The sequence below is a fragment of the Micromonospora sp. SD19 genome (genome assembly GCF_054462275.1).
Genome location: NZ_JBTLMN010000005.1, coordinates 310,164 through 336,267 on the forward strand (window position 1 = coordinate 310,164; position 26,104 = coordinate 336,267).

Here is a 26,104-nt window from a genome sequence, read left to right on the forward strand (position 1 = left end):
CAGCTTCACGGAGTGAGGGGGCACCAGTCATGCCTGATCCACAGCCCACCATCGTGCTCGTGCACGGGGCGTTCGCCGAGTCGGCGAGTTGGAACGGAGTGCTCGAGCGCATGGGCGCCGCGTACGACTCGGTGGCCGTCGCGAATCCGCTGCGCAGCGTCGCGGGCGACGCCGCGTACGTGCGGGATGTCGTACGCGGGATCGGTGGACCGATCATCCTCGTCGGCCACTCGTACGGCGGCATGGTGATCACGCAGGCCGCGGCCGGCGACACCTCGGTGCGGGCCCTCGTGTACGTCAACGCCTTCGCCCCGGACACCGGGGAGTCGGCACTGTCGCTGTCGGGCAAGTTCCCCGGCAGCACCCTGGCCGACACGCTGGTGCAGTACCCGGTGTCGACCGGTGGCAACGAGGTGGCGATCGCCCAGGACCGGTACCACGCGCAGTTCTGCGCGGACGCGTCGGGCGACATGGCCGCGCTGATGGCCCGGACCCAGCGGCCGATCACCGAGCAGGCCCTGGGAGACCAGCTCACCGGCGACCCTGCCTGGCGGTCGCTGCCCAGCTGGTTCGTGTTCGGGGACCTGGACAAGAACATCCCGGTCGAGGCGCACCGCTTCATGGCCGAGCGGGCCAACCCTCGGGGGCAGCGCGAGGTCGTCGGCGGGTCGCACGCGATGGCGGTGGCCGACCCGAGTGAGGTCGCCGAGTCGATCATCGAGGCGGTTCGGGGGGTGAGCTGACGGTCCGGACGCTCAGCTGACGGGGGGGCCGACGCCGGAAGGCCGCCGGCCCACCCCGCCTGCTTGTCTAGCGGACCCGCAGCCGCTGGTGGACGGCCGCGGTGGGGGCGTGCACCGGGTCACCGGAGTAGGCGACGTGCACCGGGTACACCCCCGCGGACAGTCCGTCGGTCGGCAGGTCGACGACGGCCGCACCACCGCGCAGCGCCACCACGTGGGTCGCGCCGCCGAAGGTGACCGCGACCTCGCCGGTCACCGTCGGAGCCTTCGGGTGCGGCGACTGTGCCCGTACGTCGACGCGCAGTGTGAACGTGTCACCGCGAACGACCGAGGCAGGCGCGGCCTTCGCCTTCACCGTGACCCGTGCCGTGCCCGCCGGCACCACTGTGACCTGGGCCGAAGCGGACTTGGTCGGATCGATCACCGACGTCGCCACCACCGTGAGCGACGACGCGGTTTCCCCGGCGGCGACCGAGAGCAGGCCCGCCGTGGAGATGGTGGTGTCCGGGGAGGTCGCCCCCCGCACCGACCACGTCACCGCCGGGCTCACGCCCTCGTTGGTCGTCACCCGGGCGCGGAACTGCCTGGTCCAGTTCCACCCTGTCGTCAGGTTCACCGACGCGGGCGTCACCGACACCGAGTCCACCCCGGACCACAGATGGTCCCGGGCGAAGATCGTGAACAGTTGGCCCGCCGTCATCCCGTCGTGCGCGCCGGGAACCTGGGCCGTCGCGGCGGCGTACCCCCGGGCCCGGAAGTTGTCAGCGATGGCGTTCTGGGCGTTGAGGTTGCCCTCGAAGACGCCGTTGCCGAGGAAGACGGAGAGGTCGTCGTCTCCGACCGCGTTGGCGATGGTGTCGTAGTCCCCGGTGGTGAGCGACGGGTTGCCGGAGAAGTGTCCGTAGAACCCGAAGGTGGTCGGGTAGTTCCTGATCACGACGCCGCCCGTCATCCCGCCGTACGAGAACCCGGCGTAGGCGCGCCCGGAGCGTTCGGTCGAGACGTGGTAGCGGCCCTCGATGAGGGGCAGGATCGTCTGGACCAGGTTGTTGGCCGCGTTGGTCTGGTTGTAGGAGGCGAAGCCGAGGCTGGTGCCCGTGAAGTGGTTGCCCATGGTGACGACCACTGTGGGCTCGATCTCACCCTTGGCGATCATGTTGTCCAGGATGTTCGGGACGTTCGCGGGGACCATGAAGTCGGTCTCGTCGCCGAAGATGCCGTGCGCGAGGTACGCGACCTTGTACGGTTGCGCGCGGTTGGCGTCATAGCCGGCCGGCAGGTACACGCCGAGGTAGTGGCCGCTGTCGCCCAGGATCGTGGTGTACGGGATGTAGGTGACCGTGCCCCGCTTCGCGCGGTCGGCCACCGGCAACTCGTAGCCCGCGCGTTTCTTGAGCACCGGGTCGTTCTGCTTCTCGGCGTACGGCACGGACACGGCGTCGAGAACGTCGTTGTTCCTGACCCGGAACGAGGACTCGCCCGGGGGCCGCGGGTTCGTCGAGGCGGGATCCCAGATGCGCTTGTTCTCCCAGCCCTGGGTCGGGTCCCAGACCCGGTACCAGTAGCTGAGGCCTCCGGCGTGCAGCGGGACCGAGACCGACCAGTTCCCCTTCGGGTCTCTGGTCATGTCGCGGAGGAACTCGGTGCCGCCGGAGTGGTAGCGCCCCGGTTGCCACTGTTCCGGCTGGTAGCGCGTGGTGCCGGTGTTGACGTCGAGCAGGGTCAGGTCGCCGGCGAGGCGGACCTGGGTGGCGTGCGGGTTGCGGTAGACGAACGTGACGGTGTAGCCGGTGGGTGAGGTGCGGTCCGCCTTGACGGTCGCGCCCGGCGCGGGGGTGGGCCTGCCGGCGGCGGCAGCTGGCGCGGGGGCGACGGCCCCCGCTCCGAGTGCCGTGAACGCGAGAATCGAGATCGCAAGCCGGAGCCTGCGTCTTCCGGTCGTTTCCCTCATGCGCGAAGACTCCTCTGTGGTCGCACGTCGCGGTCTGGTCCGGGCACTGGCAGTCGAGGGGTTTCGATGGACGCTAAATCGAATTAGCATCGGGAAGTCTGGCGGGGTATGCCGTTCGGTGTCAAGGTTTGCGGCGCCGACGCCGGGCTCGCGCCCCGCTCACCCGAGCGTGCCCGCACCCCCGGCAGCCTGCGGGTTCGCCCGGCTGGCCGCCGCCGGGGTGGCAAGGTGAATTCCATGGACCGTACGCACGTCGAGGACTGGCTCGCCGCCTACGAGCGACTCTGGCGTACGCCGGGCACGGATGGCCTGGTCGGGCTCTTCACCGAGGACGCGAGCTACCAGCAGGGCCCGTACTGGACGCCGGTCGTCGGGCTGCCGGCCATCGCCCGGATGTGGGAGAAGCAGCGCAAGGGTCCCGACGAGGTGTTCCAGATGACCGCGGAGATCGTCGCGGTCGAGGGTGACACCGCCGTGTCGCGCCAGGAGGTCCGCTACGGCGACCCGGTCGAGCAGGAGTACCGCGACCTGTGGGTCATCCGGTTCGCCGGCGACGGCCGGTGCCGGTCGTTCGAGGAGTGGCCGTTCTGGCCGGGGCAGCAGCCGGCCAGCTCTCCGGACGGGTCGTGACGTGGGAACGCGGCGCCCGTCGGGTGGTGTGCTCCGTCACGGCGGCGGGCATGGGCAGGACGTTGGGGTGCCGCGAGGCGACTGCTACAGTCGAGATTGTTGCGGCCGCAAATTTATCGACAGCAACTACTTTGGGAAGGGATGCCTCCGATGACCAAGCTTTCCGTCATCTACTACTCGTCCACCGGGACCCTGCACGCCATGGCCAAGCGCCTCGCCGAGGCTGGCGAGAAGGCCGGCGCCGAGGTGCGACTGCGTCAGGTTCCGGAACTCGCCCCGGGCGAGGCCATCGCCTCCAACGCCGCCTGGAGCCAGCACTTCGACGCCACGAAGAACGAGCCGAAGGCGACCGCCGACGACGTCGTCTGGGCGGACGCGGTGCTGTTCGGCACCCCCACCCGGTACGGCAACGTCGCCAGCCAGCTCAAGCAGTTCATCGACACCCTCGGTCCGCAGTGGGCGCAGGGGCTGCTCGCCGACAAGGTGTACGCCGGGTTCACCGCGTCCATGACCGCGCACGGCGGCCAGGAGTCGACCCTGCTGGCGCTCTACAACACCATCCACCACTTCGGCGGCCTGATCGTGCCCCCGGGTTACACCGACCCGCTGAAGTTCGCCGACGGCAACCCGTACGGCGTCTCGCACGTCACCGGCGGCAACAACGACGCCCCGCTGGGCGACGCCCAGTTCGCCGCCCTGGACCACATGGCCTCGCGGGTGGTCAAGATCGCCGGGAAGCTCAACGCCTGAGGGTGCTGCCGCCGAACCGGACGCCGGTTCGACGCGGGTGCGCAGTTGCGCGAGGGCCGGGCTCCCTGGAGGGGAGGCCGGCCCTCGGCGGCCTCACACCACCACCGCGGCCATGGCGGCGTGCGGTCGGTGCTGGTCGTCGCCGGCTCGGGGTAGGCGTTCGACCTCCCGGAAGCCGGCCTGGGTGAGTCGCTCGGAGAGCGCGTCGAGCGGCCACCGATAGGCGGTCACGACCTTGTGGTCGAAGGCGCCGACCTCGTCGGCGGAGAAGGTGCCCAGCACCAACCGCCCGGCCGGGACCAGCGCCCGGCGAAACTCGGTGAGTACGCCGTCGAGTTCCTGCGGCGGAAGATGGATCAACGAGTACCAGGCCAGGATGCCGTCGACGGACCCATCGGCGACGTCGAGGTGGGCCAGCGACCCGAGCCGGAACTCGACGTCCGGGTGGGCGGCCCGCGCGTGCGCGATGAACTCGGGGACCAGGTCGATCCCCGCCGCGTCGACACCGAGTGCCCGGAGGTAACCGGTGAGGTGGCCTGGCCCGCAGCCCAGATCGAGCACCGGGCCCTGTCGATCCCCCAGGTGTCGCTCGATGAGGGCGAGGTCGTCGGGGTGTACCTGCTCCTTGGTGCCGAACATCTCGATGTACAGCTCTGCGACGGACGTGTAAGCCTGCCGTACCGGGTCCGTTTCCATCGCGGCACTATACGGGTCACCACACCTTGCGGGTCGCGCCTACCGTGATGGCCATGACACGTCGAGCCACGCTGGCCGGCATCTCTGTGGGCCTGCTTCTGCTGGGTTGCTCGGTTGGCACGCGGGCGGAGCGCGACCCGGAACCTCGAACCGCTCCGGAGTCGACCGCCAGCGCCAGCGCCGACGCCGCCGCCACCGCCGAGGCGGTCGGTCTGCTGCGGGCGGGCACGGCGTTCGTCAATCAGACGAGCTTTCGCAGCGACGTCGACATCGCCAGCCAGATCACCTCGCTGTCGCACACCGACAACGTCAACAAGCGTGTGAACGCCACGATCACGGCGCCGGGCGGGACGATCGAGATCCGGATGATCGACGACGACGTCTACCTGAAGGCCGGTCAGCTCCTGCGGGGCGTGGGCGACCAGTGGATGGTCCTCGACCCGGCCCGAGTGCCGGCGGGCTTCGCCCTGAGCTTCGCGCCGGGCAGGAACGACTCCGGCGGCTCGGGCCGCCTCATCGACGCGATCGTCACCGCACGTGCCGACGGCAGTCAGATCACCGGGACGATCGACGCGACCCGGATCGGCGTCGGTAACGGGATCAGCTTCCGGCTCGATCCCGGTGGTGTCTTTCCGGACAGCGCACGGCGACACGCGTTCCGGGCGATGCTGGACACCGAGGGTCGGCTGGTCAGCTTCCTGATGCCGGAGGCCAGTGGTCTGCCGAGCGCGTCCCTGCGCTACAGCGACTTCGGGTCGACCGTCAGCGTCGTCCGGCCGGCCGGGGCGGTCGTCGCCCCCGATGCCCTCTATCCCCAGCTCGGCATGGGTGGCGGCGGGTAACCGGGCCAGCCGTTTGCCCTCTGCGGCTAATGCGGTTAGCCTTAAGCTAATCGCATTAGCTCGTTGTGGAGGCGTCATGACCGAATACCTGGACATTGCCGGCAACACCATCGCCTACGGCCTCACCGGGCAGGGGCCACTGGTCGTTCTGGCGCACGGCATGGGCGACAGCCGGCACTCGTACCGGTTCGTCGCTCCGGCCCTGGCCGCCGCCGGATACCGGGTCGCCGCCGTCGACATCCGCGGCTGCGGTGACTCCAGCCTCGGCTGGGACGGCTACAGCCGCACCGACATCGCTGACGATCTCGTCGCCGTGGTACGCCACCTCGGCGGCCCGGCGGTGCTCATCGGCCAGTCGATCAGCGGCGGTGCCGCGACCATCGCGGCGGCGACCGCGCCCGACGTGATCTCCGGCGTCATCGAGCTGGCGCCGTTCACCCGCGCGCAGTCCATCGACCTCGCCGGGCTGGTGCGGGTCAAGCGCTACCGGGCCGGCTACCTGCACCTGGCGCAGGTGCTGCTGCGGGGCAGCGTGGCGAGCTGGCGCAACTACCTCAACCTGGCGATCCCGACCAAGCCCGCCGACTGGGACAGCGAGCTGGCGCGCATCGAGGCCAAGATGAGTGAGCCCGGCCGGATGAAGGCCCTCCAGGCCATGGCCAAGACCAGCGCCGCCGACGCTGGTCGGCAGCTGCCCAACGTCACCTGCCCGGTCCTGGTGATCCAGGGCAGCGTCGACCCCGACTGGGCCGACCCGCGGGCCGAGGGCGAACGCATCATCGCCGACCTGCCGCAGGGGCTCGGCGAGCTGGCCGTCATCGAGGGCGCGGGACACTACCCGCACACGCAGACGCCCGACGAGGTCGTCGCCCTGGCCCTGCCCTTCCTCGCCCGGACGCTGACCAATGCCTAAGGCTCGGCTCACCCCGGCGTCGGTCACCGAAGCCGCCGCCGCGCTTGTCGACGAGGTCGGCTTCGACAACCTCAGCATGGGCCTGCTCGCCGAACGGCTCGGGATCAAGACCCCCTCGCTCTACAAGCACGTCAGCAGCCAGGCCGACCTGGCACACCGGATCGCGATCCTGGCCATGACCGAGGCCGGCGATGTCATCCGTGACGCCATCCAGGGTCGGTCCGGTAGCGACGCGCTCGCCGCGGGGGCGCAGGCGATGCGCACGTACGTGCGGGAACACCCCGGCCGGTACGCGGCGGCCAACGCGGTCCGCCCGACCGGCCCCGACGACCCGTTCATTCCGGCCAGCGAGCGGGTGCTCGCCTCCTGGGCGGCCATGCTCAGCGGGTACGGGCTGGACCCGGGCCAGGAGATCCACGCCATGCGGACGCTGCGCAGCGTCCTGCACGGGTTCGCGACCCTGGAGGCGGCCGGCGGGTTCCAGATCGACACGTCGGTCGACGAGAGCTTCACCTGGCTGATCAACTTTATCGATCAGGGCCTGCGTGCCGGCGCCAGCACCGGCGCCCGCTGACACCGGGTCGACCCCTCAGGCGTACGCGAGCAGGAAGTCGACGGTGCCCGTACCACCGGGTTGCCCGGCCGGAACCGGCAGGCCGGGCTCACTGTTCAGCACGTAGAACCCGCCGCTTCCGGTCAGTCGGGGCGTCACGGCCAGCATCTGCGCCGCCATGGTCGTCCCGGTCGGCCGCACCACGCTGTCCAGGAGGAGCCGGAAGAGGTTCCCGTTCAGGTTCGCGACGTGCAGCACCCGGTACGAGCGGGGGGCGGGCAGGCCGGTGCTGGTCAGGCCCCAGACCGGCACGATCTGGTTGCGCCACCGCGTCGGATCGTTGCTGATCGCACTGTCGTGGTTGTTCAGTTGCGTCTGGATTCCCGAGTGGATGCCGGCCAGGTGGATGTGCAACTGGTCCTGCATCAGGATCGTCGGGTCGGCGGAGTTGACGCCCAGCCCGATGTGCGGGTAGACGACGTGACCGGGCTGCCCCGGCTGGGCGTTGTTCCACGCCTCCAGCCAGTAGTTCGGGGCACTGGCGGTGGTGATGAACGGACACTCGATGCCGCTGATCCGGCAGCTGGGGACGAGCAGGTAGTCGTGGTTCGACCCCGACCCTCCATTGAGGACCACGTACGTGGGAGTCGTGCGCAGGCACTGGGGAAACGGTGGGCCGGTCTTCGTACCCTCGCAGCCTGGACCCGGTCCCGTGGTTGCCGTGCTGGGGGCGAACGTGAACGTTGTCGAGATTAGGGCGAAAGCGGGCAATTGGCGCGCCGGCCGGTGAACGGGCCGCCTGATCGTGTCGTCGTCGTGCGACGATTTCCGGCGTGACAGAGACCGCTGTGACACTGACCGAGATCCGCGCTCGGATCGACGAACTCGACGGTGACCTGGTCGGCCTGCTCGCCCGGCGCGAGGCACTGGTCCGGCAGGCCGCCCCGCTCAAGAGCGACGGTCAGGCGGTCCGCGCACCGGAGCGCGTGGCGCAGGTGGTGGCCCGGGTCCGCGCGCTGGCGGGCGAGGCCGGCGCCGACCCGGATCTGATCGAACGGATCTACCGGGGCATGATCCAGGCCTTCATCGACATGGAGACCGACGAGCACCACCGGATCACCGGCGGGTCGGCGCCGCCGACGCGGTGATCGTCCGGCCGGGCGCGCTCAGGTCGCGCCGTGGCCGGCACCTTCCGGGCTCGCCGTCGCTGGCGGTGCGTAGCCGAGCTCGTACGAGATCTTGTTGGCGGTCTCCAGCAACAGCGGAAGGTTGCTCTTCAGCTGATCGAGGCTCGCGATGACCTCGATCGCCGTGATCGAGGCGGCGGCGATGACCTGGCCCCGTGAATCCCTGATCGGCGCGGCCACGCACATCACGTAGGCGTCGTGCTCGCCGTTGTCCATGGCCCAGCCGCACTGCTGGATGCGGGCGAGTTCGGCTTCCAGGGCGTCGTGGTCGGTGAAGGTGGTGTCGGTGAATTTCTCGAAGACGACGTGGGAGAGCAGGCGGTCGCGCTCCTGCCGGGGCAGGTACGCCAGGATCGTCTTGCCGACGGCGCTGGCGTAGATCGACACCGCGCGTCCCACCCGTGACGGCAGCTTGACGGCGTCGAACGCCGGGCTGTCCACCTTGTCGATATAGATGATCTCGTCGCCGGTCAGCTGCGCCAGGTGTACGGTGTGGCCGGTCTCGCGTTGCAGCGCACGAAGGTGCGCGGCCGCGGGCTGGCGGAGGTCCATCGAGCCGAGCGCGAGCTCGGACAACTCGATCAGGCCGCTGCCGAGCACGTAGGTGCCCGCGCCGGTCCGACGGACGAAGCGCGCGGACTCCAGTGTTTGCAGGATGCGCAGGGCTGTGGACTTGTGGACGCCGAGCACGTCCGCAGCCTCGGTAAGGGACAGCGGGTGCTCCGCGGATCGCCGGATGAGGTCGATCGCGCGACGAATCGATTGCGCCAAGGCTGTTTCTCCCCTCGCGCGACGGATAGCGCCGTCGCTGTCATTGCATATTGTGCAATATAGATGACGCGATGCGCAATCGCCACTTGACACCGTTGCACATGGCGCTACGATCGTTGCAATTTCACCCCCTTGACGCCAACTCGTAACAGTGGAGTAACGATGGGTAATCAGCGCTCTCGCTTCGGCATCGTCAGGGCGACATGTGCCCTGGGCTTGGTTGCCGCTCTCTTGACCGGTTGCGGCTCGGACGGCGACTCCGGTGACGGCGTCACCAAACTGACCTTCGCCGCCTCGACCTTCGGCGACCCCGGCCGTGGGCCCCTGTTGACGAAGTGGCTCGAAGAGTTCAACCAGAGCCAGACCAAGGTCCAGGTCTCCGCCGCCGCGGTGCCGTACCCGACCTTCGGCCAGACCGTGCTCACCCAGATGGGCAGCGGCAAGGGCCCCGACCTGGTCCGCTTCGACATGCCCGAGTTCGAGGCGGCCTCGGACGCCGGCCTCGTCGCGCCGCTGGACAAGGTGATCGACGCCAGCAAGTACGACCTGCTCAAGCAGCCGGACCAGTTCATGGTCCACGACGGTGTCCGGCACGGCGTCATCTTCGAAGCGTCGAACTACGCGATGTTCTACAACGCGGACCTGATCCCGACGCCGCCGACCACCTTCGAGCAGTTCACCTCGACGGCGAAGTCGCTGACCAAGGGCGACGTCTTCGGTCTGGCGTTCCGCCAGACCGAGGCCGAGGAGGCCGGTGTCTGGCAGGACATCTTCAACTACGTCTACGGCTTCGGCGGCGCCTGGTCCGACGGGAAGAACCTGACCATCAACTCGCCCGAGAACCTCAAGGGCCTGCAGGCGTTCAAGGACCTCTACGACGCGAACGTGATCCCGCGCGGAGCCGACGCGGCGACGTTCCGGCGGATGTTCGCCGAGGGCAAGGTCGGGATGGAGCTCAACAACGGCGGCTACGTGACCGCCACCCGCGGCCAGAACGCCAAGCTGAACTTCAGCGTCGCCCCCATCCCGTTCCCGGTCCGCAAGCAGGGCGCGATCCTCGCCCCGGTCGTCATCAACGAGGCGAGCGAGCACCAGGAGGAGGCGGGCACCTTCATCAAGTGGGCGCTGGAGCCGCAGAACCAGGTCAAGCTGCAGGAGATCCTCGGTGCGAGCAGCGTCGCCACCACCACGCAGCGCAGCGCGGAGACGCTCAAGGAGACCCCGTTCCTCACCGTCTTCGACGGGCTCACCGAGACCAGCCTGCCGCAGATCGTGTTGGGGTTCGAGGCCAAGACGCCGGACATCCGCAAGGTGGTCGTGCAGAACGTCGTCGCTGCCCTGCAGGGCAAGACCGACCTGAAGTCGGCACTGGACCGCGCCCAGCAGCAGGCGACCGAACTGGTCCGCTGACCGCTCGACACGGCGACGCTGCCGGCGCGACGATCCGTGCGCCGGCAGCGTCCTTCCCCAGAAGGATCGAACCCGATGACTGTGGTCGAGCAGACCGGAGCACCGAAGACAACATCCCCAGGCCGGGCCCGGCGTCGGCCCAGCCCCCTGGGTAGCAAGTGGACGCCGTACCTCTTCCTGGCCCCCGCCGCGCTGTTCATCCTCGTCTTCCAGGCGGTACCCCTGCTCCAGGAGGTGTACCTCAGCTTCACCAGGACGAGGCTGCTCAACCCCACCCGCAGCGAGTGGGTCGGGCTCGACAACTACAACCGGATCTTCGGCGACCCCGAGTTCCACCGCACCCTGCTGATCACCATCGTCTACGTGATCACCTGCGTCGTCGTCGCGATCGGCGCCGGGCTGGTCGTCGCGCTGCTGCTCAACAAGAAGTTCCGGGGTCGTGGCGTGGCGCGGGCGCTGGTGACGGTGCCCTGGGCCGCCCCCGGTATCGCCGTCGCGCTCATCGCCACCTGGATGCTCAACGCGCAGTACGGCATCGTGAACCGCTTCCTCGACGCCGTGGGGCTCGGGGTGCCCGGCGGCGCCATCCTGGACAGCCCGCGCTACGCGCTCCCGGCGGTGCTCGCCACGACCATCTGGCAGCTGTTCCCGTTCACCTCCGTGGTGCTGCTCTCCGCGCTGCAGTCCGTTCCGCAGGACCTCAACGAGGCCGCGACCGTCGACGGCGCGGGACGGTGGGCCACCTTCCGCGCCGTCACCTGGCAGGTCATCAAGCCGACAGTCGGTCTGCTGGCCCTGCTGATGACGATCTGGTCGCTGCGGCGGTTCGAGCTGATCTGGCTGATGACCAAGGGCGGGCCGGTCGGGGCTACCGAGACGCTCGTCATCGACCTCTACTCGCAGGCGTTCGACTCCAAGGAACTCGGATCGGCGGCGGCCATCGGCATGGTCGGCGTCGTCATCTCGCTCATCGTCATCATCGGCAGCCGCCTGGTCGCCCGTGCCGTGGAGAAGGGGGAGGTCCGATGAGGCGCTTCCGTTTCGGTGTCACCGCACGGATCGTCGCCGTGCTCGTCGTGCTGGGTGTCGCGGTGTTCCCGCTGTACTGGATGTTCGTCACGGCGCTGTCCAGCAACAGCGACCTCTTCGCCGACCAGCCCCGGCTCACGCCGGACCTCGGCCAGTTCGGGGTCTTCGTGGACGCGCTGGCCGAGGGCAAGGCCGCGGGTTGGCTGCTCAACAGCCTGATCATCGCCGTCGGCACCATGGTCGTCTCCGTCGGCCTGGGCATCCCGCTCGGCTACGCGCTGTCCCGGTTCTCGTTCTGGGGCAAGGCCGTGCTGACCGTCGTGCTGCTGTTCACGCAGATGCTTCCCGAGGCGCTCATGGTCGTCCCGCTGTTCGCGCTGTTCCGCCGCTTCGAACTGCTCGACTCGCTGGCCGGCCTCGTCCTCGTCAACTCCGCCTTCGTGCTGCCGATCGTCGCCTTGATCCTCAAGGGCGCCATCGACGGCATCCCGAAGGAGTTGGAGGAAGCCGCCCGCGCCGACGGCGCCCGGCCGTTCACCACCCTCACCCGCATCAACGTGCCGCTCATCGCCCCGTCGATCGCGGCCACCGCGGTCATCGCCTTCTTCCACGCCTGGAACGAGTACGTGTTCGCGGTGACCTTCATCTTCAACCCCGACCTGCAACCCGCCTCCGTCGGCATCGCGAACTTCATCGGCGAGCTGGGAACACCGATCCAGACGGTGATGGCTGTCGCCTTCCTGTTCACACTGCCCGCCGTCGCCTTCTACCTGTTGGTCCAGAAGTACGTGGTGTCCGGCATGACCGCCGGTGCGGTGAAGGGTTGAGCCGAAAGATGAAGATCATCTCTGTCGACACGCTGGTCGTCGACTTCTACCGCACGAACCTCGTCATCGTGCGCGTGCACACCGACGAGGGGATCACCGGGCTCGGTGAGGCCACCCTGGAGGGCAAGGAACGCGCCGTCCAGGGTGCGATCGCCGAGCTGGCCGAGGCGGTGGTGGGCCTGGATCCCACCAGCATCTCGAAGATCCTCTACGAGACCGCGCGGGACTGGTACTGGCGCGGCGGCCCGGTCATCATGACCGCGTTGAGCTCGCTGGAGATGGCCCTGTGGGACATCTCGGCGCGTGAGCTGGGCGTCCCGGTCTCCCGGCTGCTCGGCGGTGCGACCCGGGACCGGGTCCGTGCGTACGCGAACGGTTGGTTCTCCGGCGCCGTCACACCGGAGGACTACGCGGCCGCCGCGCGCCGCACGGTGGAGTCCGGCTTCCGGGGCCTCAAGTGGGACCCGTTCGAGAACTACGACCTCACCATCACCACCGCACAGTTGGACCGGGTGCTGGCCCAGATCGACGCCGTCCGTCAGGCGGTGGGCCGCGATGTCGAACTGTTCGTCGAGGGGCACGGCCGCTTCGACGTCCGCCACGCCATCAAGGTCGCCAACGAGATCGCCCAGTTCGACCCGGTGTGGTTCGAGGAGCCGTGCCCACCGGACAATCTTGACGCGCTCGTCGACATCCGTCGCGCGTCGCCGGTGCCGATCGCGGCGGGGGAGCGGTGGTACGGCCGGCAGGGTTTCGCCCCGGCGCTGGCCCGCCAGGCCGTCGACTTCGTCCAGCCCGACGTGACGCACGCCGGTGGGATCGCCGAGCTGGCCTTCATCTCCACGCTCGCCGCGACCAGCTACGTGGGGTTCGCGCCGCACAACCCGAGCGGCCCCCTCAGCACCGCCGCGACGCTGCAACTCGGGGCGACGCTGCCCAACTTCCGGTACCTGGAGATCATGGCGACCGACGTGCCGTGGCGTCCGGAGATCACCAACGAGCGGCTGGTGCTGACCGAGGACGGCGACATCCTCATCCCGAACGGGGTCGGCCTGGGCATCGAGGTGGATCTCGCCGCGATCGAGCAGCACCCGTTCACACCCCATCCGCTGCGGATGTTCCAGGACGCCGTCTACGACATCCGTCCCCGCGACGAGCGGTCCTTCTTCAACCTGGAGAGCGACTCATGACGGTGCCACGGCCGCGAGGGCAGGCCGCGGGTGCGGACTGGGTGGGCACCGCCGCCGAGGCGTTGCCGGACGACCCCGACAGCGTCCTCATCGGCCGGATCTGGGATCCGACCGGCGACGGCCCCTCACCGGTGACCGTCCGCGACGGCGAGGTCATCGACCTCAGCCACCGGTTCCCGACCGTGCGCGACATCTGCGAGCTGCCCGACCCGGCCGCGACGATCGCCGGGATCGACGGGCCGAGGGTGGGTGACTTCGGGGAGATGCTGGCCAACACGGCGGCCGCGACCCGGGACCGCGACCACCCCTGGCTGCTCGCCCCGGTCGACCTCCAGGCGCTCAAGGCCGCCGGCGTGACCTTCCCCATCTCCATGATCGAACGGGTGATTGAGGAACGGGCGCGGGGAGACCTCGCGCTGGCGGCGGACATCCGTCAGCGCATGCTCGACGACGTCGGCGTCGACCTGCACAACCTGGCGGCCGGCTCACCGGAGGCGGACCGGCTCAAGAGCCTGCTGGTGGCCGAGGGCATGTGGAGCCAGTACCTGGAGGTGGGGATCGGCCCGGACGCCGAGATCTTCACCAAGGGACAGATCCTCTCCGCCGTCGGCACCGCCGTCCCGGTCGGCGTGCTCGCCGCGTCGACCTGGAACAACCCGGAGCCCGAGGTCACGCTCATCGTCGCGTCCAGCGGCCGGGTCGTCGGCGCCACCCTCGGCAACGACGTGAACCTGCGCGACATCGAGGGCCGCTCGGCGCTCCTGCTCCCGCTGGCGAAGGACAACAACGCCTCCTGCGCCCTTGGGCCGCTGATCCGGCTCTTCGACGACCGGTTCGGTATGGATCGGGTCCGCGAACTCGAAGTGCGTCTGGAGGTTCGCGGTGTGGACGGCTTCCACCTGGAGGCGGTCTCGGAGATGACCCGGATGTCGCGTGATCCGCAGGAGCTGGTCCGGCAGCTGATCGGGCCGCACCACCACTATCCCGACGGCGCCGCCCTGATGCTCGGCACCATGTTCGCGCCCATCCAGGACCGGGACCGCCCCGGCGAGGGCTTCACCCACAAGGTCGACGACGTGGTACGGATCAGCTGCCCGGCGCTCGGCACCCTGGTCAACCGGGTGCGGCACGCGGAGGAGTGCGAGCCCTGGCACTTCGGAGTCCGCGATCTGATGGGCAATCTGGTGAGGAGAGGACTGCTGTGAACGTGGTCAGCACTGTCGATCCGCGCGACGGTCAGCGTCGCGCGACGGATCTCAGCGAGACCGACGACTCTCGGCTGGAGGTGATCGCCGGTCAGGCGTCCGGGGCGGCGCAGTGGTTGGCCGCCCGCGGGCGGGTCGGCCGCGCGGAGCTGCTGGACGCGATCGCCGCGTCGCTGGAGTCCCGGCGGGCGGACCTGGTCGCCGCCGCCGAGGCGGAGACCGGCCTGAGCCACGCGCGACTCGACGGGGAACTCACCCGGGCGGCGGTCCAGTTCCGGATGTTCGGCGAGGTGCTGCGCGACGGAGCGTACGTCGAGGCGGCCATCGACCACGCCGCCGACACACCACTCGGGCGCGGCCCGGACCTGCGGCGGATGCTCGTGCCGCTCGGGCCGGTCGCCGTCTTCGGGGCCAGCAACTTCCCGTTCGCCTTCTCGGTCGCCGGCGGTGACACTGCCGCCGCGCTCGCCGCCGGGTGCCCGACGATCCTGAAGGCCCACCCGTCGCACCCGCTGACCTCGCAGGCCTCCGCCGCCGCGATCGAGTCGGCCGTCCGCGACCTCGGCGGGCCCGAGGGCGTCATCTCGATCGTGTACGGGGAGCAGGCCGGCCGCTCGCTGGTGCGCCACCCGGCGATCCGCGCGGCAGCCCTGACCGGCTCGGTCAACGCCGCCCGCGCCATCCAGGCGGCCATCGACGAACGACCCGACCCCATCCCGCTGTACGCCGAACTGAGCAGCGTGAACCCGATCGTGGTGCTGCCCGACGCGGCCGGCGCCCGGGCGGACCAGATCGCCGAGGGGCTGTTCGGGTCCTTCACGAACTCGGGCGGTCAGCTGTGCACCAAGCCCGGCCTGGCGTTCGTCCCGTCGGATCCGGGTGGTGACCGTCTGGTCGACGCGCTGCGGTCGAGGGTCGACTCGTCGGGCGGCGCGGTCCTGCTCAACGAGCGCATCCGGGACGCGTACGAGAGTCGGGCCATGGAGTTCGAGCGGGCCGGCGCGCGGGTGGCGGCGCGGCCGCAGGTCGACCGGGGCGCGGGCTTCACCGTGGCGCCGACCCTCCTGGAGGTCGGCCTCCCCGGCCTGACCGCCGAGATCGCCGACGAGTGCTTCGGACCGCTTCTGGTCGTGGTCCGCTACGAGGACGACGCCGACCTCGACGCCGCGCTGAACGCTGTTCCGCCGTCGCTGACCGGCTCGCTGCACAGTGGACCGGGCGACGACCCCGACGTGGTACGCCGCCTGGCCGACGTGTTCGCCGCCCGCGCCGGTCGCGTCGTCTTCGACGGCTACCCCACCGGTGTCCGGGTGTCGTGGGCCCAGCACCACGGTGGGCCCTGGCCATCGACGAACGCCGTGCACACGTCGGTCGGCGCCACGTCGATCCGACGGTTCCTGCGCCCGCTGGCGTGGCAGGACGCCCCGGCCTGGGTCCTGCCCGAGGAGTTGCGCGACGAGTACACCGCCATTTCCCGGCGAATCGATGGGAGGTTGGTGCCAGCGGCCGGGTAACCGCCTCCGCCGGTCGTTGCGGGTGCGTTTTCGCGCCACCTGTGGCTGGCGCGCGAATTCCTTGCCGAAATTGACCAGACAGGGAATTCGCGCGCCGGTCGTTCTGGCGCCGCCGAAGTGTGCCCAAATTGTTGGTGGCGCAATTTCTTTGGTCCGGGTTCACGGACCCTTCTTGACCATCAATGCAATTCATGGTTTTGTTTTCGACAGGGAACGATGTTAGCGCTCGCATCGCTGCATCGCTCGTTACTGGTATCCCTTCGCCTCACCATCGAATGGTCGGTCGGCCGCTCGGTTGCGGTCTGACCACACGCCGAAGAGGGAGCAGGACATGCCCGTTGCACCTCCCCGTCCCCTGACGCCGGCACCGACGCGCCGGCTGATGCTCGCGCTGCTCGCCGCCATCACCGTCACGGCCGGCACGGTCGCCGCACCGGCGGCCTCGGCCGCACCGCCGACGCCGCCCGCGCGGCTGGGCCCGACCGTCACCCGCACCGACCAGGCCCCCACCGGCTACACAGTCACCTTCCGGTACCAGGCGCCAGCTGATGTCCAGCAGGTCCACATCTACGGCGACTGGTTCTACTCCCGACCGGAGAACATCGGCTGCCAGGACTGCGGCGACGCGCGCCCGCCCGCCGAGTGGCAGCCGGGCGACGTCGCGGCCACCCCGTGGCACACCCAGGCCATGCGGAAGGGTCCCGACGGGGTGTGGACCTTCACCACGCCACTGCCGGCGGGCACCTTCCGCTACGCGTTCACCCACGACTGCGCCAACGATCTCGCCACCGGCTGTGCCCTGCACGACGACCCCGCCAACCGCTGGCAGATCCAGCCGCAGTACCCGGGAGCGCCCGGCGCGGTACGCAGCACGATCTACGTCCCGGCCAGCCGGAAGTTCCCCACGTACGACACCGGTTACCAGGCGCCGGTGGCCAAGGTCGGCCGGCTGGAGTCCCGGCGGTACCCCTCGCCACTGTCGACCAACCCGGCGGGAGTGCACGACATCGTCGTCTACCTGCCGCACGGCTACGACCCGAACCGGGCCACGCCGTACCCGACGCTCTACCTGAGCCACGGCAGCGGTGACCACTCGACCGCCTGGACGATGCAGGGCGTGGCCCACCTGATCCTGGAGAACGCGGTCAAGGACCGGGCGGCGCAGCCGATGGTGATCGTATCCACCGACTTCAACGGCCTCCCCGGTGGCAACGAGGGCTACGTCAACGAGCTGCGCGACAACATCTTCCCGTTCGTCGAGCAGAACTACCACGTCTCGACCCGGGCGCAGGACCGCGCCTTCGCCGGCTTCTCCGCCGGTGGCAGCCGGGCGTACACCATCATGTACAACCACACCGACCTGTTCGGCTACCACGCGGCGTGGAGTGCGGGCGGTCCAGCAGCCACCCCGGCGCAGGTCGACAGCATGAAGGCGGTGACCGGTGGCATCATGATCGGCACCGGGCTCCAGGACCGGCTGGGCAACATCGCCGAGAACTCCCAGCGCAACGCCGCCGCGCTGCGGGCGGCCGGCGTCGAGTTGGACGAGTACAACGTGCCGGGCGTGCACACCTGGCACGTCTGGCGCCCGCTGCTGGACCACTACCTGCGTACCCTGGCCTTCCGGGCCACCACCACCGGTCTCGACGTCACCACGTCGTCGGCGGGCGGGTCGCGGCTGACGAAGGTCACCGCCACCGCGACCGTCGACGCGGTCAGCACCAGCGCGTCGGCACCGGCCGGCCGGGTCGACTTCTTCGCTGGTGACACGCGCCTCGGGTCGGCCCCGGTGCGCCACGGCGTCGCCCGGTTGACGACGACCATCCGGGGTGAGCTGAACGCGCCGGTGGTCGCCCGCTACCAGGGCGACAAGCTCTTCAACGATTCGCACAGCGATCCGGTCGACGCCCGGTAGTTCCCGGCTCGACCCCGTACTCCCTGTGGTGGGGAAGCCCCGGCCGCGCACCCCTGGTGAAGCCAGGATGTGCGCGGCCGGGGTGGTTCGTCAGCCGATCACGCGGTGGTGTCGGTGGCGCGCAGCCGCAGCATGGTCCAGGACGCCTGCGGAAGAGTCAGCCCGACGCTGGCGTCGGCGCCGCGTGCGGTGCCGTTGGGGCGCGGCGCGGCGTGGTCCGGACCGTCGGCGGTGTTCTTGGCGTGCAGGTCGGTGCCGCCGACGGTGACGCACTCGATGATGTCGGTGACCTGGGCGCCGGCGACGTCGATGGTCACCTCGGCCGGGGTGTCGAGGGCCCGGTTGACGAGGAAGACGCTCATCTCCCCGGTGCTGTCGTCCCAGGTGGAGACCGCGTCGACCGCGTCGACCTCGCCGTAGCGGCCGGTGGTCGTCGTGCTGCCGTCGCGCAGCACGTCCAGCACGGCGCCCTGGGCGTGCCGGGCGGTGCGGGCGAAGGGGTGGAAGATGGTCTGCCGCCAGGCCGAGCCGCCCGGCTCGGTCATGATCGGTGCGATGACGTTGACAAGTTGGGCCTGGCAGGCCGCTGTCACCCGGTCACTGTGCCGGAGCAGGCTGATCAGCAGGCCGCCGACGACGACCGCGTCGGCCACGCTGTAGTGATCCTCCAGCAGCGGTGGCGCGACCGGCCAGTCCTCGCCGCTCGGGGGCGTGGACGGGGCGGCGGACTGGTACCACACGTTCCACTCGTCGAACGCGATCATGATCTTCTTGGTCGACCGGCGGATCGCGCCCACCGAGTCGGCGATGGCGGTGACGGCGTCGATGTACCTGTCCATCTCCTCGGCCGAGGCGAGGAAGCTGGCCAGGTCGTCGTCGACCGGCTGGTAGTAGGCGTGCAGCGAGATCAGGTCGACGTCGTCGTACGCCTCGGTCAGCACGTCGCGCTCCCAGCTGCCGAAGGTCGGCATGCCGAGGTGTGAGGAGCCGCAGGCGACGAGTTCGAGATCGGGGTCGAAGCGGCGCATGGCCTTCGCGGTCTGCGCCGCGAGACGCCCGTACTCGGTCGCGCTTCGCTGGCCCACCTGCCACGGGCCGTCCATCTCGTTGCCCAGGCACCACAGCTTGATCCCGTACGGGTCGGTCGCGCCGTTGGCGCGGCGCTGGTCGGCGAGGTGACTCCCGCCGCGGTGATTGGCGTACTCGAGCAGGTCGACGGCCTCGGCGGTGCCCCGGGTGCCGAGGTTGACCGCCATGATCGGGTCCAGGTCGGCCTTGCTGACCCAGCGCATGAACTCGTCCAGCCCGAACGCGTTGGTCTCCAGGCTGTGCCAGGCGAGGTCGAGCCTCGTCGGTCGTTTGTCGACCGGGCCCACGCCGTCCTCCCAGCGGTAGGAGGAGACAAAGTTGCCGCCCGGATAGCGCACCGTGGTGACGCCCAACTCGTGCACCAGTTCGAGGACGTCGCCCCGGAAGCCGTCGGCGTCGGCCCTCGGGTGGCCCGGCTCGTAGATTCCGGTGTAGACGCAGCGACCCAGGTGCTCGACGAACGAGCCGAAGAGCCGGCGTGGTACGGGCGCGACGCGTCGGCGGGGGTCGAGGGTCAGGCGGGCCGTGTTCACGACGTGCTCCGGCGCGCTGTCGGGGTGGGTGTTCAGGGCTGGCTCCCTTCGTGCGCGGTACGACGCGGAGATCTCTACCCGAGCGCCGAGACCGAGGGGTGGTGGAGGCGGTGTGAGCTCTGGACAACGTGATCGCGCTCGATTACGTTGTCGATCGATGTAAACGTTACCGATTACGTTTACGTAAGGGAACACGGCGCCTGGATCAAAGTGTGGACGGCCCACCCGACGGAGGGCTGCGCCGCGCAGCTGGCCGGGCGTCCGGCTCCCGCGCCTCGCCGCCACCCGGCCCGCCGCCCGCAGCGCGCGGCCCGGCACCGGTGGCGTGGTGACCGACGAGGCCGGAAGACCAGCTTGTCGCGGTGATTGGGGTGACCGGGTGACCAGTGTTGAGCCGGCGATCGAGGCGACCTACGCCGACGCGAACGCGCCCGTCGACGAACGGGTGGCGGATCTGTTGGCCCGGATGACCCGCGAGGAGAAACTCGCGCAACTGGGCAGCACGTGGGCGTTCACCCTGTTGGAGAGCGGGCGGTTCGCACCGCAGCGGGCCCGGTCGGTGCTGGCGCACGGCCTGGGGCACGTGACCCGCGTCGCGGGCGCGACCAGCCTGAAGGCGGCGGAGGTGGCCCGGGCCGCCAACGCCATCCAGCGGTTCCTGGTGACCGAGACCCGGCTGGGAATCCCGGCGATCGTGCACGAGGAGGTCTGCTCGGGGGTGATGGCCCGCGAGGCGACCATCTTTCCGCAGGCGATCGGCGTCGCGAGCACCTGGGAGCCCGAGCTCAACCGGCAGATGGCCGACGCCGTCCGCGCCCAGATGCGCGCCATGGGCAGCCACCAGGGCCTCTCGCCGGTGCTGGACGTGGCGCGCGACCCACGGTGGGGCCGGACGGAAGAGACCTACGGCGAGGACCCGTACCTGGTGTCCCGGATGGGGGTGGCGTTCGTCCGGGGCCTGCAGGGCGCCGACCTGACCGACGGTGTGCTCGCCACCGCCAAGCACTTCGTCGGGTACGGGGCGTCCGAGGGTGGGTTGAACTGGGCGCCGGCGCACCTGCCGCCGCGGCTGCTGCGCGAGGTGTACCTGTACCCGTTCGAGGCGGCGGTCCGCGAGGGCGGCCTCCAGTCGGTGATGGCCGGCTACCACGAGCTCGACGGCGTCCCCTGCCACGCCAACCAGGAACTCCTCGCCGACGTGCTCCGTGGCCAGTGGGGCTTCACGGGCAGCGTGGTCTCCGACTACTTCGCCGTCAACGACCTGCACACGTACCACCACTTCGCCCCAGACAAGCAGCAGGCCGCGGCGGTGGGTCTCGGCGCGGGCGTGGACGTCGAACTGCCGGCGACGGACGCGTACGCGGACGCCCTCAGTCGCGCCCTGGACGCCGGCGAGGTCAGCGAGGCCCACCTCGACGAGGCGGTCTCGCGGGTCCTTCGGCACAAGGTCGAACTCGGGCTCTTCGAGAACCCGTACGTCGACGAGGACGCGGCCACGACGACGGTGAACGCCGAACGGCACCGGGACGTGGCGCTGGAGATCGCCCGCCGCAGCCTCGTCCTGCTCAAGAACGACGGCGTCCTGCCGCTGCTCGCCGAGGCCGGAACCGTCGCGCTCATCGGCCCGAACGCGGACAACGCCCGGCACCTGCTCGGTGACTACTCGTTCGTGGCCCACATCGAGGCGTTGATCGCCGCGCGCAAGCGGCGCGGGCTGCTCGGCGAGATGATGACGATCCCGGACGACCTGGAGATCGACGAGAGCATCGGCGGGGTGCCGACGGTGCGCGACGAACTCGCGGCGCGGCTCGGCGAGCGGCTGCGCTTCGCCCCGGGCTGCGACGTGCTCGATCCGTCGACGGAGGGGTTCGCCGAGGCGGTCGCGGTGGCCGCGGCAGCCGACGTCGCGGTGCTGGTCCTGGGGGACCGCTCGGGGGTGACGCTCGGGACCACCACGGGGGAGTCGCGCGACCGCTCCAGTCTGGACCTGCCGGGCGTGCAGGAAGAGCTGGTCCGAGCCGTCGTCGCCACCGGTACGCCAGTCGTGGCGGTGCTCGTCGCGGGTCGACCCGTCGGCACTGACGTCCTGCACGAGGAGTGCGCCGCGGTGCTGATGGCCTGGCTGCCGGGGGAGACCGGGGCGCGGGCGATCGCCGAGGTGCTCCTCGGCGAGGTGAACCCGAGCGGGAAGCTGCCCATCTCGTACCCCCGTAGTGTGGGCCAGATCCCCGTCTTCTACGGCCACAAGGTCTCCGGCGGACGGTCGCACTGGCACGGCGACTACGTGGATTCGCCGGTCGCCCCGCGCTACGTCTTCGGCCACGGCCTCGGGTACACCTCGTTCGCGATCGACGACGCCGTGGTGGAGAGCGCGCAGGTCCGCGCCGGGGACAGCGTCGAGGTCGAGGTCACGGTCACCAACACCGGGCAGCGGGCTGGGGAGCAGGTCGTGCAGCTCTACGTCCGGGACCCGCAAGCGACGATCACCCGGCCGGTGCTGGAGCTGAAGGCCTTCGCCCGTGTCGCGCTGCCTGCCGGTGGGCGGGTGGCGGTGCGGTTCGCGCTGCCCACCGGCCAGCTCGGTTTCTACGACCGGAGCATGGCCTACGCGGTGGAGGCCGGGCAGATCGAGGTGTACGTCGGTTTCTCGGCTGCCGACCACACTCACGCCGGCACCTTTGTCATCACCACGGACCCGGGCCAGCCGACGCCGAAGGTCTTTACCGGGACGGCAGAAGTTCGGCAGCTGTGATCGCTCACCCGGTCCCGGGAATGGTTCTTGACGCAGCGTGCCGTCCCGTTGTCAACGAGTAGAAGCAGCGCGGAAAACGGGGCTTAGTGGCCTCTTCTGCACTGTCGACTATGGGCGAAGAGGTCTTGTGTTCGTAATCGTTCTCCGTTACGTTGGCAACATCCTGGAAACGTAACCGATAACGATTGCAGTCCAGAGAGAGCGGGCATGATTGAAGCCAATACGCCGGTAACAATGAGTGATGTCGCCCGAGTCGCCGGCGTTTCCACCGCCACCGTCTCGCGCGTCGTCAACGGGCATTACGGCGTCAGCGCTCGCACCGTCGCTCAGGTCCGCTCCGCCATCGACCAACTCGGCTACGAGTCGAGTCTGGTGGCCACCAGCCTTCGGCGCAGCCGCACCAACGTTCTGGGTCTCGTCGCGCACAGCTTCCAGTCGTACACGGCAGAGGTGCTCAAGGGCGTCATGAAGGCGCTGAGCCGCTCCGGCTTCGATCTGATCATCTACGCCAACAGCGACCTCTACGGCTCCTATTCGGAGGGCTGGGAGCAGCGGCACCTCACCCGGCTGTCCGGCACCCTCACCGACGGGTGCATCGTCGTCACGCCCTGGGGTGAGGTCCGCAGCCGCACGCCGGTCGTGGCCATCGACCCGGTGCGGGGCTCGACGGCGCCGTCGGTGATGGCCGACAACCTCGCGGGCGCCACCACAGCTGTCGAGCACCTGCTCGGGCTGGGCCACCGGCGCATCGGGTTCATCGCCGGGCGCGACAGTCTGGCCTCGGCCTGGTCGCGGGAGGAGGGATACCGGGCCGCGCTGACCGCCGCCGGCGTGCCGGTCGATCCGTCGCTGATCGGTCGAGGGGATTTCAACCCGGAGTCGGCGACCCCCCTGGCGCGGGTTCTGCTGCAACGACCGGACCCGCCATCGGCGATCTTCGCGGCGAGCGACGGGATGGCCCTCAAGGTCCTCGAGGTCGCCCGCGAGTTGGGGTTCTCCGTTCCGGGGGACCTGTCCGTCGTCGGGTTCGACAACATTCCCGAGTCGGCGTTGACGGAGCCGGGTCTGACCACTGTGGACCAGTCGATGTACCAGCTCGGGTACGAAGCCGCCCGGATGCTGAAGTCACTGGTGACCGGCGAGTGGGACGAGCCACGCCAGATCGTGCTCCCGACCAACCTCGTCGTGCGCAGCTCGACCGCACCACCGACGAGCGCGGCACGACCATGACATCCGCCCATGGGCGCGCACACCTGATCGCTCCCGACAGAGCGATCAGGTCGGCTGTGCCCGTGGCAGCAGCCTGAAGGAGGTGCACGCAGCACACACGGCCAGATCCACCGTTGAGTTGAGCCGGTCAGTCGGGTCGCATCCGCTGCCGGCACATGAAAGGAGTGGAGCGTGACTACCGAACAGTATCATGGGCGCTTACGCCGTCCGGGCGTGCGTCGACGGCTCTCGGCGGCGTTCACCGCCGGAGTCATCGCCACCGCGGCGGTTCTCCTCGCGCCGCAGCCAGCAGCGGCGGACACGCCGTGGCTGGACGTCTCCGAGGACCGCTACGCCTCGTTCACCGTCCCGGCGGCGTACGTCCAGGAGAAGCTGGGCACCGTCTCGCAGGTCGTCGTCGAGGGAAACTTCGGGCCGTCCGCCAGCTGGGCGGAGTTCGGTCTGACCCGCCGGGGTGACGTCTGGTCGGGCGTTCTCGGCGCGCTGGAGCCCGGGCTGTACAACTACCAGCTCACCGCCGACGACACGTTGACCATCAAGGACCCGACGAACAGCGCCGGTGTCGCGTCCGACCCGCTGCTGAGCACCTTCCTCGTCGCTGGTGACTCGGCGCGGTGGCTCGTCGACGCGCCAGCTGGCACCGGCGGAAAGATCGAGACGCTGACCTACCGCACCGGGAACGCGCAGCGCTCCGCGGTGGTCTGGACACCACCGGGTTACGCGGCCAAGGGTCCGAAGGGTTACCCGGCGCTCTTCCTGCAGTCGGGTGACGGTGTCGCCGCCACCGACTGGCTCGATCTCGGTCGGTCCAAGCAGATCCTCGACAACCTCTCGGCCTCGGGCGCGATGAGCCCGATGGTCGTGGTGATGAACAACGCCGACGTTTCGAACCACAAGGAGTTGAAGGACCTCCGCAAGGCGGTCACCGACACCTACCGGGTCCTTCGCGACCCGGCGCACCAGGCGATCGCGGGTGTGTCCGACGGTGGCACGCAGGCGTTGCGGGCCGCCCTCACCAAGCCGGGCCAGTTCGGTCACGTCGGCTGGTTCTCGGGCAGATCGGCGCCGGAGATCGACCGGAAGGACGCCAGGGCGATCAACCGCGGCACCAGGTTGCTGCGCCTGTACACGGGCAACGTCACCGACCCCGCGTACAACGCCACCTACCGCCTGACGAAGGCGCTGGACCGCGCCGACGTCCGGTTCGAGTTCGACGGGGTCAACCCGGACGGCGGCGCGAACTGGACCACCTGGCAGGAGAACCTCGTCGACTTCCTGCCGCGACTGTTCCGCGACGTGCGCGACCACGGGCCGAGCCCCGGTCACCAGCCGCTCAAGCGGGAGTTCACGCCACCTCCGGCCGGCACCACCCCGACGCCCTTCGTCACCGAGGACGGGTTCGTCACCTTCGAGACGACCACCGAGTTCACCGCCGCCCAGCACGTCACGGTCTGGGCGAACGTCGCGCCGGGCGGCAGCTGGCTGCGACTGCCGCTGCACCGCGACGGTGACCGGTGGCGGGCGACAGTCGGCCCACTGAAGCCCTGGTTCTACTACTACCGGCTGATCGTGGACCGGGTCGCGGTCAAGGACACCTCCAACCCGACGAAGGTGACCACCGAACCGACGTGGAGCACCTTCTTCATCCCCGGGCCCGGCGCTCGACTGCTGTCGGACGTGCCCGCCGGTCAGGGCGGAACTGTCGAGAGCATGACCTACTCCAGCACCGTGGCCGGTCAGGACCGCACCGCGCTGGTGTGGACCCCACCCGGGTACGACCCCGGCCGGGAGCAGCCGTACCCCGTCCTCTACCTGCAGCACGGTGGCGGCCAGAACTACACCGACTGGGTCGAGATGGGCCGGGCCAAGCAGATCCTCGACCACCAGTTCCTCGACGGTGATCTCACGCCCATGGTGGTCGTGATGGGCAACGGCAACTCCTCGAACTTCAACAGGGAGCTGCGGGAGAACATCGTTCCGACGGCCCGTGCCCGCTACCACATCTCCAGCGACCCGGCCCAGCAGGCCCTCGCCGGCCTGTCGATGGGCGGCGGGCAGGCGTTCGGGGTGCTGAAGGCCTACCCGGGCGAGTTCGCCTACGTGGCGGCCTTCTCGGCCGGGTTCGGCAGCAGCACCGGTGTCGACGCGGCGGCGATCAACAACGGCACCAAGATGCTGCGCCTGTACGTCGGTGACCAGACCGACTTCGTCTACCCGAGCTTCATGGCCTCGCTGACCACGATGGACAACCTCGGTATCCGCTACGAGTTCGACGGGGTCACCCCCGGGCCGCACGGCTGGGACGTGTGGCAGAAGAACCTCATCGACCTGGCGCCGCGTCTGTTCAAGCGCTAGGAGCCGTTCCAGGCGACGC

22 protein-coding genes are annotated in these 26,104 nt (G+C 69.8%); 17 read left to right on the forward strand and 5 right to left on the reverse strand.

What is annotated here, in order from left to right; genetic code table 11:
* Nucleotides 1-29 precede the first annotated feature (29 nt).
* Entirely contained in the window at nucleotides 30-743 is a 714-nt protein-coding gene (locus ACX27O_RS19305; protein ID WP_210857769.1) for an alpha/beta fold hydrolase, read from the forward strand.
* 67 nt (nucleotides 744-810) lie between these two features.
* Here ACX27O_RS19305 and ACX27O_RS19310 read toward each other — a convergent pair whose 3' ends face one another.
* Entirely contained in the window at nucleotides 811-2,694 is a 1,884-nt protein-coding gene (locus ACX27O_RS19310) for an alpha/beta hydrolase-fold protein (protein WP_210857768.1), read from the reverse strand.
* Between the two features lie 237 nt (nucleotides 2,695-2,931).
* Between ACX27O_RS19310 and ACX27O_RS19315 the strand changes: the two genes are divergently transcribed.
* Entirely contained in the window at nucleotides 2,932-3,324 is a 393-nt protein-coding gene (locus ACX27O_RS19315) for a nuclear transport factor 2 family protein (protein WP_210857767.1), read from the forward strand.
* 141 nt (nucleotides 3,325-3,465) lie between these two features.
* A complete protein-coding gene (wrbA, locus tag ACX27O_RS19320) occupies nucleotides 3,466-4,074 on the forward strand; it encodes an NAD(P)H:quinone oxidoreductase (RefSeq protein ID WP_360054437.1) in 609 nt (202 codons plus the stop codon).
* A gap of 93 nt (nucleotides 4,075-4,167) precedes the next feature.
* Here wrbA and ACX27O_RS19325 read toward each other — a convergent pair whose 3' ends face one another.
* On the reverse strand, nucleotides 4,168-4,770 hold the full coding sequence (locus tag ACX27O_RS19325; protein WP_210857765.1) for a class I SAM-dependent DNA methyltransferase: 603 nt from the start codon (nucleotides 4,768-4,770) through the stop codon (nucleotides 4,168-4,170).
* Between the two features lie 53 nt (nucleotides 4,771-4,823).
* Here ACX27O_RS19325 and ACX27O_RS19330 point away from each other — a divergent pair, with 53 nt between their 5' ends.
* The 3 genes from ACX27O_RS19330 to ACX27O_RS19340 all read left to right on the forward strand — a co-directional run bounded on the left by ACX27O_RS19330 (nucleotide 4,824) and on the right by ACX27O_RS19340 (nucleotide 7,099).
* The gene (locus ACX27O_RS19330) at nucleotides 4,824-5,612 is read left to right on the forward strand and encodes a hypothetical protein (protein WP_458939848.1); all 789 of its coding nucleotides are present in this window, start codon (nucleotides 4,824-4,826) and stop codon (nucleotides 5,610-5,612) included.
* A gap of 76 nt (nucleotides 5,613-5,688) precedes the next feature.
* Complete coding sequence (locus ACX27O_RS19335) at nucleotides 5,689-6,525, forward strand: alpha/beta fold hydrolase (RefSeq protein ID WP_458939849.1); 837 nt, start codon at nucleotides 5,689-5,691, stop codon at nucleotides 6,523-6,525.
* The gene (locus tag ACX27O_RS19340) at nucleotides 6,518-7,099 is read left to right on the forward strand and encodes a TetR/AcrR family transcriptional regulator (RefSeq protein WP_210864490.1); all 582 of its coding nucleotides are present in this window, start codon (nucleotides 6,518-6,520) and stop codon (nucleotides 7,097-7,099) included. Before ACX27O_RS19335 ends, ACX27O_RS19340 begins: the two co-directional genes overlap by 8 nt.
* Nucleotides 7,100-7,114: 15 nt before the next feature.
* Here ACX27O_RS19340 and ACX27O_RS19345 read toward each other — a convergent pair whose 3' ends face one another.
* Nucleotides 7,115-8,005: a CDP-diacylglycerol diphosphatase gene (locus ACX27O_RS19345; protein WP_458939850.1), complete on the reverse strand. Its 891-nt coding sequence runs from the start codon at nucleotides 8,003-8,005 to the stop codon at nucleotides 7,115-7,117.
* Between ACX27O_RS19345 and ACX27O_RS19350 the strand changes: the two genes are divergently transcribed.
* Nucleotides 7,912-8,226: a chorismate mutase gene (locus tag ACX27O_RS19350; protein WP_030330617.1), complete on the forward strand. Its 315-nt coding sequence runs from the start codon at nucleotides 7,912-7,914 to the stop codon at nucleotides 8,224-8,226. The genes ACX27O_RS19345 and ACX27O_RS19350 overlap by 94 nt on opposite strands.
* Before the next feature lie 18 nt (nucleotides 8,227-8,244).
* On the opposite strand, the gene ACX27O_RS19355 is transcribed toward ACX27O_RS19350, so the two are convergent.
* Complete coding sequence (locus tag ACX27O_RS19355) at nucleotides 8,245-9,129, reverse strand: IclR family transcriptional regulator (protein WP_167337289.1); 885 nt, start codon at nucleotides 9,127-9,129, stop codon at nucleotides 8,245-8,247.
* 123 nt (nucleotides 9,130-9,252) lie between these two features.
* On the opposite strand from ACX27O_RS19355, the gene ACX27O_RS19360 reads away from it, so the two are divergent.
* The 7 genes from ACX27O_RS19360 (at nucleotide 9,253) to ACX27O_RS19390 (ending at nucleotide 18,126) form a co-directional block, all read left to right on the forward strand.
* Complete coding sequence (locus tag ACX27O_RS19360) at nucleotides 9,253-10,446, forward strand: ABC transporter substrate-binding protein (protein ID WP_167337288.1); 1,194 nt, start codon at nucleotides 9,253-9,255, stop codon at nucleotides 10,444-10,446.
* Nucleotides 10,447-10,521: 75 nt separating this feature from the next.
* Entirely contained in the window at nucleotides 10,522-11,475 is a 954-nt protein-coding gene (locus ACX27O_RS19365; RefSeq protein ID WP_458939851.1) for a carbohydrate ABC transporter permease, read from the forward strand.
* A complete protein-coding gene (locus tag ACX27O_RS19370; RefSeq protein WP_210861717.1) occupies nucleotides 11,472-12,302 on the forward strand; it encodes a carbohydrate ABC transporter permease in 831 nt (276 codons plus the stop codon). Before ACX27O_RS19365 ends, ACX27O_RS19370 begins: the two co-directional genes overlap by 4 nt.
* 8 nt (nucleotides 12,303-12,310) lie before the next feature.
* Nucleotides 12,311-13,492, forward strand: a complete 1,182-nt coding sequence (locus ACX27O_RS19375) for a mandelate racemase/muconate lactonizing enzyme family protein (RefSeq protein WP_210861719.1) — start codon at nucleotides 12,311-12,313, stop codon at nucleotides 13,490-13,492.
* Nucleotides 13,489-14,697, forward strand: a complete 1,209-nt coding sequence (locus tag ACX27O_RS19380) for a fumarylacetoacetate hydrolase family protein (RefSeq protein WP_210864489.1) — start codon at nucleotides 13,489-13,491, stop codon at nucleotides 14,695-14,697. Before ACX27O_RS19375 ends, ACX27O_RS19380 begins: the two co-directional genes overlap by 4 nt.
* Nucleotides 14,694-16,211 (forward strand): aldehyde dehydrogenase (NADP(+)), encoded by a 1,518-nt coding sequence (locus ACX27O_RS19385; protein ID WP_458939852.1) that lies wholly within the window; start codon nucleotides 14,694-14,696, stop codon nucleotides 16,209-16,211. Before ACX27O_RS19380 ends, ACX27O_RS19385 begins: the two co-directional genes overlap by 4 nt.
* 331 nt (nucleotides 16,212-16,542) lie before the next feature.
* Nucleotides 16,543-18,126 carry an alpha/beta hydrolase-fold protein gene (locus ACX27O_RS19390; RefSeq protein WP_458939853.1) on the forward strand — a complete coding sequence of 528 codons (1,584 nt, stop codon included), beginning with the start codon at nucleotides 16,543-16,545 and terminating at the stop codon, nucleotides 18,124-18,126.
* Between the two features lie 98 nt (nucleotides 18,127-18,224).
* Here the strand turns inward: ACX27O_RS19390 and arfA are convergent, their stop codons facing one another.
* Nucleotides 18,225-19,748 (reverse strand): arabinosylfuranosidase ArfA, encoded by a 1,524-nt coding sequence (gene arfA, locus ACX27O_RS19395; RefSeq protein WP_458939854.1) that lies wholly within the window; start codon nucleotides 19,746-19,748, stop codon nucleotides 18,225-18,227.
* A gap of 379 nt (nucleotides 19,749-20,127) precedes the next feature.
* Here arfA and ACX27O_RS19400 point away from each other — a divergent pair, with 379 nt between their 5' ends.
* The 3 genes from ACX27O_RS19400 (at nucleotide 20,128) to ACX27O_RS19410 (ending at nucleotide 26,085) form a co-directional block, all read left to right on the forward strand.
* A complete protein-coding gene (locus ACX27O_RS19400; protein ID WP_210864485.1) occupies nucleotides 20,128-22,500 on the forward strand; it encodes a glycoside hydrolase family 3 N-terminal domain-containing protein in 2,373 nt (790 codons plus the stop codon).
* 234 nt (nucleotides 22,501-22,734) lie between these two features.
* Nucleotides 22,735-23,730: a LacI family DNA-binding transcriptional regulator gene (locus tag ACX27O_RS19405; RefSeq protein ID WP_245233586.1), complete on the forward strand. Its 996-nt coding sequence runs from the start codon at nucleotides 22,735-22,737 to the stop codon at nucleotides 23,728-23,730.
* 213 nt (nucleotides 23,731-23,943) lie between these two features.
* Nucleotides 23,944-26,085: an alpha/beta hydrolase gene (locus ACX27O_RS19410; protein WP_458939855.1), complete on the forward strand. Its 2,142-nt coding sequence runs from the start codon at nucleotides 23,944-23,946 to the stop codon at nucleotides 26,083-26,085.
* Nucleotides 26,086-26,104 lie beyond the last annotated feature (19 nt).